This window comes from Pseudomonas sp. Sample_9 (assembly GCF_004307535.1).
Taxonomy (GTDB): domain Bacteria; phylum Pseudomonadota; class Gammaproteobacteria; order Pseudomonadales; family Pseudomonadaceae; genus Aquipseudomonas; species Aquipseudomonas mercuritolerans.
Genome location: NZ_RAZO01000035.1, coordinates 1 through 8,974, shown reverse-complemented (window position 1 = coordinate 8,974; position 8,974 = coordinate 1). Strand labels below are relative to the sequence as shown.

Below are 8,974 nucleotides of genomic sequence, written 5' to 3'. Positions count from 1 at the left end.
GCCAGATCCATCGCAAAGTAGGTGAAGATCAGATCCGCCCCGGCACGCTTGATTGCGCCAAGGCTTTCGCGGACCACGCGATCTTCATCGATCGCCCCGGCCTGGGCGCCGAACTTGATCATCGCGTACTCGCCGCTGACCTGATACGCCGCCAATGGCAGGTTCGAGGCCTGGCGAATGTCGCGGATGATGTCGAGGTAGGCGCCGGCCGGTTTGACCATCAGCGCATCGGCACCTTCCTGCTCGTCGAGCAACGATTCGCGCAGGGCTTCGCGGCGGTTCATCGGGTTCATCTGATAGCTTTTGCGGTCGCCCTTGAGCGCGCTGCCGCCGGCCTCGCGGAACGGGCCGTACAGTGCCGAAGCGAATTTGGTCGAGTAGGCCATGATCGGAATCTGCGTGAAGCCGGCCGCGTCCAGCGCTTGGCGAATCGCGCGCACCTGGCCGTCCATTGCTGCCGACGGTGCGATTACGTCAGCCCCGGCGCGGGCGGCGGCCACGGCTTGCTTGCCGAGATTGATCAGAGTCTGGTCGTTGTCGACTTCGTGGTTGTGCATCACGCCGCAATGGCCGTGATCGGTGTACTCGCAGAAGCAGGTGTCGGACATCACGATCATTTCCGGCACGGCGTCCTTGGCAATGCGCGACATGCGCGAGACCAGACCGTCTTCGCGCCAGGTGTCGCTGCCGTTGGCATCGAGATGATGGGACACGCCAAAGGTCATCACCGACTTGATGCCGGCACGGGCATAGCGCTCGATTTCGCTGGCCAGTTTGCGCTCGGGAATGCGCTGCACGCCGGGCATGCTGGTGATCGGCACGAAGTCGTCGATGTCTTCCTCGACGAAGATCGGCAGGACCAGATCGTTCAGGCTGAACTCGGTTTCCTGGAACAGACTGCGCAGGCTCGCATTGCGGCGCAGACGGCGGGGACGTGCTTCGGGGAACTGACTGGACATGGGGCCTTTCCTGAAAACAGCGGATGAGACGAAAGTCGTAGGGGGCGAAGCTTATGCCTGCGGCGGGTGCGGGACAAACCTGGATCAATCAAGAGAGCGTTACCGGGCTTGTAATAATCCTGCTGCTGATCGCGCATTTCCCCCTGTGGGAGCGAGCCTGCTCGCGAATGCGCTGGGTCAGAAACGAAAATGGTGTCTGATACGACGCTTTCGCGAGCAGGCTCGCTCCCACAGTGGCGACTGTATTGGGTCAGGACGGGATAGTCAGGCCACGAATGACCGCCGGGCGCGCGAGAAACCGCTCCAGTACCCGTGTGACATTGGGGAAACTCTGAATCCCGACCAGATCCCCGGCCTCATAGAAGCCAAGCAGATTGCGCACCCACGGGAACGTGGCGATGTCGGCGATGGTGTAGCGCTCGCCCATGATCCAGTCCCGGCCTTCGAGGCGGGTGTTGAGCACGTTCAGCAGGCGTTTGCTCTCTTCGACATAGCGGTCACGCGGACGCTTGTCCTCGTAATCCTTGCCGGCGAATTTGTTGAAGAAACCGAGCTGTCCGAACATCGGGCCGATGCCGCCCATCTGCCACATCAGCCACTGGATGGTCTCGTAGCGCAGCGCGCCTTCCTGAGCGAGCAACTGGCCACTCTTGTCGGCCAGATAAATCAGGATGGCGCCGGATTCGAACAGTGGCAGCGGTTTGTCTTCCGGGCCATGCGGGTCGAGGATCGCCGGGATCTTGTTGTTCGGGTTCAGCGAGAGAAATTCCGCCGAGGTCTGGTCGTTGGTGTCGAAACCGACGCGGTGCGGCTCGTACGGCAGGCCGATTTCTTCGAGCATGATCGACACTTTGACGCCGTTGGGGGTCGGCAGGGAGTAGAGCTGAATCCAGTCCGGGTACTGCGCCGGCCATTTCTGAGTAATCGGGAATGCAGACAGATCGGTCATTGGAAGCATCCAGTCACAAATTGAAAACCGATCATAAAGTAGGCCTGCCGCCGCGCCTACACGAACCGTAACATCCTGTCGCTAACCTGCCTGCATGCCCGCAAAGGTTGCCGTTAGAGTGCTGCGCACTGGCCCGGATCGAACCAAACGGGCATTACAGGACTCTGAGCTATGCCTTTCTCGCAGAGGAAGCTGTTCACGACAGGGAAACACCCGGTGCTGGGAGCCCGCGGTGCCAAGGTTTGTCAGCCTTAACCGATTTTGCTGAAGAACCCTCGAATTGATGACGAACCTGATGAGTTTCGCCAAACGTTTCAAACATCGCGCGTACGTGGCCCTGCCCTCCCTGCTGGCAGTCAGCGCGCTTTTTCTCTCGCTTGAATCCAGTGAAAGCCGTGCACAACCGGCGGACGGCACGCAGACGCTGGTGTTCCTGCGCCACGCGGAAAAGCCCGAAGGCGGCCTCGGCCAGCTCAACTGCCAGGGCCTGAACCGCGCCATCGACCTCTCGACCCTGCTGCCGGAAAAATTCGGCAAGGCTGATTACGTGTTCGCTGCCAACCCGACGCGCAACGTCGAGGAAGGCGAGCTGGACAATTCCTACAGCTACATTCGTCCGCTGATGACCATCAGCCCGGCCGCGATCAAGCTCGGCCTGCCGGTGAACATCGAGTTCTCCGCCAACGACACCAGCGATCTGGCCCGCGAACTGCTGAACGAGAAGTACCACAACTCGACGATCTACACCGCCTGGTCCCACGGTTATCTGCCGGATCTGATCAACAAGGTCGCTGGCAACGCAGTGGGCGAGCGGCAGAAAATCACCGATGACTGGGCCGGCGATGACTTCGACTCGCTGTATGTCCTGACCCTGAAGTGGCACAACGGCAAGGCCAGTTTGCAGAGCCATGTCTACAAACAGGGGCTGGATAACGGCAAGGACACTTGCCCGACCTGATATTTGTAGCGCCTGACCTTGCGTCTTCGCGAGCAGGCTCGCTCCCACAGGGAACCGCATTTCAACTGTGGGAGCGAGCCTGCTCGCGAAGAGGCCAGTCGCTTGCGCCTCAAGCCTTCTGACTCACCCTCGCACGCAAATACTCGATCACCGCCCCCCGCTCTCCGGCAAACTCGATCCGCCCGCCCTTCTTCTCGCGCTGGAACACATACATCGGGTCGTAATACTCACGCAGCAAACCCTCGATCCAGCCGCGATGCAGGTCCACCGCGCCGCTGCGGCCCTGCTCTGCCAGCGCCTGCTCCATCAACACCAGCATCCGCGAATGGCGCTCACCGCCGAGGCGTTTCTGTACGTTGTTGAGGCTTTCCAGCAGACGTTCGGAGAACAAGGCAAAACCGTTTTCACCGTGCACCGAGGCAAACTCCGCCGACAGATCGATGACGTAATCACGCAGGATCCGCTCGACACGATCCTCGAAACGATCTTCCAGCCAGACCATCGGGTACTGCTGCATGCCCTGATACAGCGGCAACGGCAAGGCGCAACTGCCGACCACACGGCTCTCGTCTTCGAGCACAAACTGCTCGATCCCGGCATCGCGCTTCTTCAGGAAGTCAATGGCCAGGCGATTCTCGAAATCGATGTTCGACGGCTGCCCGGTGGCGCGTTTGCCGAAACTGGAGCCGCGATGATTGGCGTGGCCTTCCAGATCCACACCGTTGCGCAACTGCACCAGCACTTCGGTCTTGCCGGTGCCGGTCATGCCGCCGAGCAAAACGAAATCACACTGCGCGATGGCCTGCTCAAGGGTGTCGATCAAAAAACTGCGCATCGCCTTGTAGCCGCCGCCGACACGCGGATAGTCGATGCCCGCCTCGTCGCGCAGCCACTGCTGGGTGATCTGCGAGCGCAAGCCACCGCGAAAACAGTACAGATAACCATCGGGATGAGCCCGGGCGAACTCGGCCCAGGCATGGATGCGCTCGGCCTTGACCGCGCCGGCCACCAGCTGGTGGCCCAGTTCGATCGCCGCCTGTTGGCCATGCTGCTTGTAGCAGGTGCCGATCTTCTGCCGTTCCAGATCATTCATCAGCGGCAGATTGACTACGCCGGGGAACGCGCCTTTGTGAAACTCGACCGGCGCGCGGGCATCCATCATCGGCCGGTCGTTGAGGAAAATGTCGCGGTAGTCGGTGCAGTCGCGGAGCATCAAATCACCTCGACTGCGTTCGTCTGTCGCTCAACCAGTTCGCCGATCGGCGCAAGGCTCAGGCCCAGTTCGGCGGCGACGCCGAGGAACTCGTCATTGCCTTCAGGCGTGACCGCAATCAGCAGACCGCCGCTGGTTTGCGGATCACACAGCACGCGTTTGTGCAACTCCTGCACGCGGCCAACCTTGCTCGAATAGCTGTCGAAGTTGCGCAGCGTACCGCCCGGCACGCAGCCCTGATCGAGGTAGTACTCGATGCTGTCCAGACGCGGCACGCGGTCGTAGGCGATGCGCGCGGTCAACTGGCTGCCGTCGGCCATTTCCACCAAGTGCCCGAGCAGGCCGAAACCGGTGACGTCGGTCATCGCGGTGACGCCGGCGAGTTTGCCGAAGCGGCTGCCGGGCTTGTTCAGGGTGCACATCCAGTCGCGGGCGACACCGACGTCGGCGGCGCGCAACTTGCCCTTCTTTTCCGCAGTGGTGAGGATGCCGATGCCCAACGGTTTGGTCAGGTACAACAGGCAACCGGCGGTAGCGGTGTCGTTGCGTTTCATGTGGCGCTTTTCCACAAGCCCGGTGACGGCGAGGCCGAAGATCGGCTCCGGCGCATCGATCGAATGCCCCCCCGCCAACGGGATGCCCGCCGCGTCACACACCGAGCGACCACCACGAATCACTTCCCGCGCCACTTCCGGCGCCAGCACATTCACCGGCCAGCCGAGAATCGCGATCGCCATCAACGGATCGCCGCCCATCGCGTAGATGTCGCTGATCGCGTTGGTTGCGGCGATGCGGCCGAAGTCGAACGGGTCATCGACAATCGGCATGAAAAAATCGGTGGTCGACACCACCCCGCGCTCGGCATCGATCGCATACACCGCCGCGTCATCACGCGATGCGTTGCCGACCCAGAGCTTGGGATCGAGGTTCTGTGCGCCGCTGCCGGCGAGGATCACTTCCAGCACCTGTGGGGAAATCTTGCAGCCACAACCGGCGCCATGGCTGTATTGGGTCAGACGAATTGGCTCGCTCATGGGAGAGTCTCTGGCAATGAATGGGGCGGATTCTAGCAGAGCGCGAGCGCGCAGATTTTTGTGCTGACCGAGCGGCCCCCTTCGCGAGCAGGCTCGCTCCCACATTTGTACGGTGGTCTCCTGTGGGAGCTAGCCCGCTCGCGAAAGCAATCGAACCTGCCTGCACCGTCCAGTCAGCCCCGCCTGCCAACCTCAGCGAAAATCTGCGTAATCGGCCGATGCGGCTGGCGCTTGTGCATCCGCCGCACTTGTTCACTCAGTCGCAACAGCTCTTCACTGGGCTTGGCCCATTGCTCTTCGGGCAGCGGCTCGGACCATGCACGCATGACTTCCGGCAGCGCCTGCTTGCCGATTCTTTCCAGACGGCGCACTTCCCATTCGACCAAACGGTTGGGAATCGTCCATAAAGTCATGACGTGATACAGGTACCAAAAAAATCCCGACAACCGCGAGCGGCGGCCTTCACGGATCTGCTGATGCATCCGCGCCCGGGCATTGCGAAAAGTGTGCAGGCCTTCGTGGGGCGGGTCGTCCGGACCTTGCAGATCCTGCAAATCCTGAATCGATTTGAGGTCGTTGACTTCGTACTCCATGTAACCGCGAATCGCTTCCCAATGACTGATCGCGAGGTCTAGGCCGGCGCATTGGAATTCCTGGCTTATGAGGGTTTCACCTTGATAGAAACCGATTCCCATGCCGTATTGGCGGTGGATGCCGAACTGGGTGGCGCCCTTGGCTTCGATGATCCAGGCGGACAGCGATTCCCATGGAACGAAGACTGGTTCGGTGGCGCCTTCGGGCATGAAGCAGACTTCGCGGCGTTGGCGATTGAAGCGGGTTGGGATGATGTAGAGGCGTTTTTTGTGGTGGTGGTGCCAGACACCAATACCGATGAGCAAGATCAAGGGACCGCAAATTAATTCATTTTCCAACCCCACTTCGAATATTCCAACCATTGATTCCCAAATCGCCTCGTTTCCATAGCCAAAAAGAATCCCTAGCAAGCCCGTGAACAAAGGAAATAAAACGAGAACCATAAAAGTTCCTGCGGTCGTCCCGCCGAGAATCAACTGCCACGTAAATGCCTCTGGCAATCCGAGACCAAAGTCCATGTAACCTTGGTTCAATTCCCCGATGTGAGGCCCATAAGGTGGTATAGGTGCTGGCAATGGCAAAGGTGATAGATAGGTAATTTTCCCGCTTGGGAACGGCTCAATATCGCCCGCTTTTTTAATCCCCTCATATTCCGAACTGGAAAGAGGATTACTGCGATTATTCAGCATGGTCAGCCCATTCGAGGTATTGAGTTTCAACCAGCAGAACCATCGGGTTTTGCTTGACCGACCCGGTAGCAACAACTGAAAAATGGCCGCCACCCCGAGGGTCTACCACCTCGGCCAAGATCAACCGAAACATCTGCGTACAATGCGATCCCCTGTGGGAGCGAGCCTGCTCGCGAAGGCGCGCAAACAGGCAAAAAACTTCCGACCCACTGGCCACAAAACTGCTCAACATCAGCACTCAGCTCTCCTGCAAACCTCAGCGAAAATCTGCGTAATCGGCCGATGCGGCTGGCGCTTGTGCATACGCCGCACTTGTTCACTCAGCCGCAGCAACTCTTCACTGGGCTTGGCCCATTGCTCTTTCGGCAGCGGCTCGGACCATTCGCGCATGACTTCCGGCAGCGCCTGCTTGCCGATTCTTTCCAGACGGCGCACTTCCCATTCGACCAGACGGTTGGGAATCGTCCATAAAGTCATGACGTGATACAGGTACCAAAAGAACCCCGACAGCCGCGAGCGGCGGCCTTCACGGATCTGCTGATGCATCCGCGCCCGGGCGTTACGAAAAGTATGCAGGCCTTCGTGGGGCGGGTCGTCCGGGCCTTGCAGGTCTTGCAGGTCCTGAATCGATTTGAGGTCGTTGACTTCGTACTCCATGTAACCGCGAATCGCTTCCCAATGGCTGATCGCGAGCTCCAGGCCGGCGCATTGGAATTCGAGGCTGGTGAGGGTTTCGCCGTGGCGAAAACCGATGCCCATGCCGTATTGGCGATGGATGCCGAATTGGGTGGCGCCCTTGGCTTCGATGATCCACGCGGAGAGCGATTCCCATGGGACGAAGACAGGTTCGGTGGCGCCCTCGGGCATGAAGCAGACTTCGCGGCGTTGGCGGTTGAAGCGGGTTGGAATGAGGGAGAGGCGTTTTTTATGGAAGTGGTGCCAGACGCCCAGGCCGATCAGTAGAATCAAAGGCTCGGTCAGTAAAGCGCTTTCATATCCTGCTTGGAATATACCCACTATTGATTCCCAAATGAGTGTTGGACCATAGCCGAATACGACACCCAGCATTCCCGTAATCAAGGGGAATATGAAAATGACCATAACCGCTAAACTAACCGGCCCCCCCAACGTCATTTGCCACATAAAAATTTGCGGCTGGCCTAATCCGCAGTCCATGTAAACATCATTGAGCTCACCGATATGCGGGCCATAAGGTGGCATTGGTGTGGGCAATGGCAACGGTGCGAGATAGGTGATCTTTCCGCTTGGAAAGGGCTCTACATTGCCCGCTTTTCTGACCACCTCACATTGCGCATCAACTACAGGCTCATTGTGATTATTCGGCATGGTCAGCCCATTCGAGGTATTGAGTTTCTACCAGCAAAACCGGAGGGTTGTCTTTAACCGAGCCGGGAGTTACTACAGCAAAATGACCGCTATCCCGAGGGTCAATATGAATCACGCGCGTTCTTGACTCCGACCCACCTTTGCCATTGACGGTCTGGATACATACGGCAAGTTCGAGCGTTTCCTTTGCAGGCGTGTAGTCAGAATCGGGACGGATGGGGTACTGAAGACAAAGCACCAAACCACCAGGCGATGACTTCACGATTCGCAGACTGCTCAATATCTCCTCACTGATGACTTCCTTGCGCACTTGCGGCACACCGCGACCATGCAGCGGTGCAACAAGTCGATGGGCACCGATTCCCAAGCGATGACTCGGTTTACCGTTTAACGGCGGCAGAAGATCATTTAGCGCCAGCCTCGGCAGAACCAAATGAATATCACTGGGTTTGGCGCCAAATAATAAAGTCTTCAGCCAGGTGTCACTGGGATCAGGTCCTGATTGGGCGTAGGGAGCGTGTATCAAAAATGCCAGATAATTTTGATAGTCATTCAGGGAGTGGTCACCGCGCATCTCTTCATCACGGCTCCAGGGCGTGATTTTCAACCACTTGTCGTGGGCAGAGAGATTGTACCGATTGAACAGCCATGTCCCGGCGAACTCTAGCACCGTGAACAACGCACCAGCCAAATTGAATCGAAAAAATACAGTAGAAAGACGTGTGCCAGCGGCGGCCCAAGCAGTTGCTCGCGCCGAACGGTTCGGTGCAGTTAATATTTTAATGGTGGCAGATACTGTATTACCAAACCCGTAGCCACTAATTGCAATCATGCCTGCCGCGCCCGAGGTCGCCATCGCAGCTGCTCTCTGCTCAGATTGAGTGCCACTTCGAACCGCGTCTTGCCACTTTCGATCTTTTATTCTGAAGCTGGTTAAGGAAGTTCTCAAACTCAAAAGATAGGTAAACATGCCCAACCCAACATGCAACTTTCCCATCTGCACATGAACCTGTTGCAGCGCCTCAACCTGCATACCGGCAATAAGACTCGCGCTTCGAGCCTTGAGCGCTGTATCGGCAAGCCCTTGCGCAGCGGTAAATCCGGCTGCGCCTGTCGCGATAATGGCAGCAAAAAAATCCGCCCGTTTCTTCCTGTCCCTCGTCTGCTTCATCACCTCCCGATAAACCCCCACCACATTCACCACCTGCACCAACACCACCAACACCCCCAT

General features: G+C 58.4%; 7 protein-coding genes and 1 pseudogene. 1 reads left to right on the top strand and 7 read right to left on the bottom strand.

The features are described 5' to 3' along the window. Both hemB and D6877_RS02355 read right to left on the bottom strand, forming a co-directional pair. Positions 1–959 (bottom strand): porphobilinogen synthase (gene hemB, locus D6877_RS02360; protein ID WP_130909708.1); only part of this gene is annotated, 959 nt, incomplete at its 3' end. Positions 960–1,209: 250 nt separating this feature from the next. Next, complete coding sequence (locus D6877_RS02355; protein WP_125927235.1) at positions 1,210–1,908, bottom strand: glutathione binding-like protein; 699 nt, start codon at positions 1,906–1,908, stop codon at positions 1,210–1,212. A 283-nt stretch (positions 1,909–2,191) separates the two neighbouring features. On the opposite strand from D6877_RS02355, the gene D6877_RS02350 reads away from it, so the two are divergent. Further along, positions 2,192–2,866, top strand: coding sequence for a histidine phosphatase family protein (locus D6877_RS02350; protein ID WP_130909702.1), 675 nt, complete (start codon positions 2,192–2,194; stop codon positions 2,864–2,866). Positions 2,867–2,975: 109 nt separating this feature from the next. On the opposite strand, the gene mnmH is transcribed toward D6877_RS02350, so the two are convergent. From mnmH to D6877_RS29285, 5 genes and pseudogenes are all read right to left on the bottom strand, one after another. Continuing rightward, entirely contained in the window at positions 2,976–4,079 is a 1,104-nt protein-coding gene (gene mnmH, locus D6877_RS02345; protein ID WP_130909701.1) for a tRNA 2-selenouridine(34) synthase MnmH, read from the bottom strand. Further along, entirely contained in the window at positions 4,079–5,113 is a 1,035-nt protein-coding gene (gene selD, locus D6877_RS02340; protein ID WP_130909700.1) for a selenide, water dikinase SelD, read from the bottom strand. The genes mnmH and selD overlap by 1 nt, the downstream gene beginning before the upstream one ends. 173 nt (positions 5,114–5,286) lie before the next feature. Continuing rightward, entirely contained in the window at positions 5,287–6,426 is a 1,140-nt protein-coding gene (locus D6877_RS02335; protein WP_241662835.1) for a hypothetical protein, read from the bottom strand. A gap of 201 nt (positions 6,427–6,627) precedes the next feature. Then, positions 6,628–7,743 (bottom strand): hypothetical protein, encoded by a 1,116-nt coding sequence (locus D6877_RS02330; protein ID WP_241662834.1) that lies wholly within the window; start codon positions 7,741–7,743, stop codon positions 6,628–6,630. Beyond that, a pseudogene (locus D6877_RS29285) lies at positions 7,733–8,974 on the bottom strand (hypothetical protein); the annotation flags it as partial. The gene D6877_RS02330 and the pseudogene D6877_RS29285, both read right to left, overlap by 11 nt.

What these genes read in the sequence shown, in the direction of transcription:
- D6877_RS02350 (WP_130909702.1), top strand. Translation starts at nt 2,192, where the DNA reads ATGACGAACCTGATGAGTTTCGCCAAACGTTTCAAACATCGCGCGTAC.
- mnmH (WP_130909701.1), bottom strand. Translation starts at nt 4,079, where the DNA reads ATGCTCCGCGACTGCACCGACTACCGCGACATTTTCCTCAACGACCGG.
- selD (WP_130909700.1), bottom strand. Translation starts at nt 5,113, where the DNA reads ATGAGCGAGCCAATTCGTCTGACCCAATACAGCCATGGCGCCGGTTGT.
- D6877_RS02355 (WP_125927235.1), bottom strand. Translation starts at nt 1,908, where the DNA reads ATGACCGATCTGTCTGCATTCCCGATTACTCAGAAATGGCCGGCGCAG.
- D6877_RS02330 (WP_241662834.1), bottom strand. Translation starts at nt 7,743, where the DNA reads ATGCCGAATAATCACAATGAGCCTGTAGTTGATGCGCAATGTGAGGTG.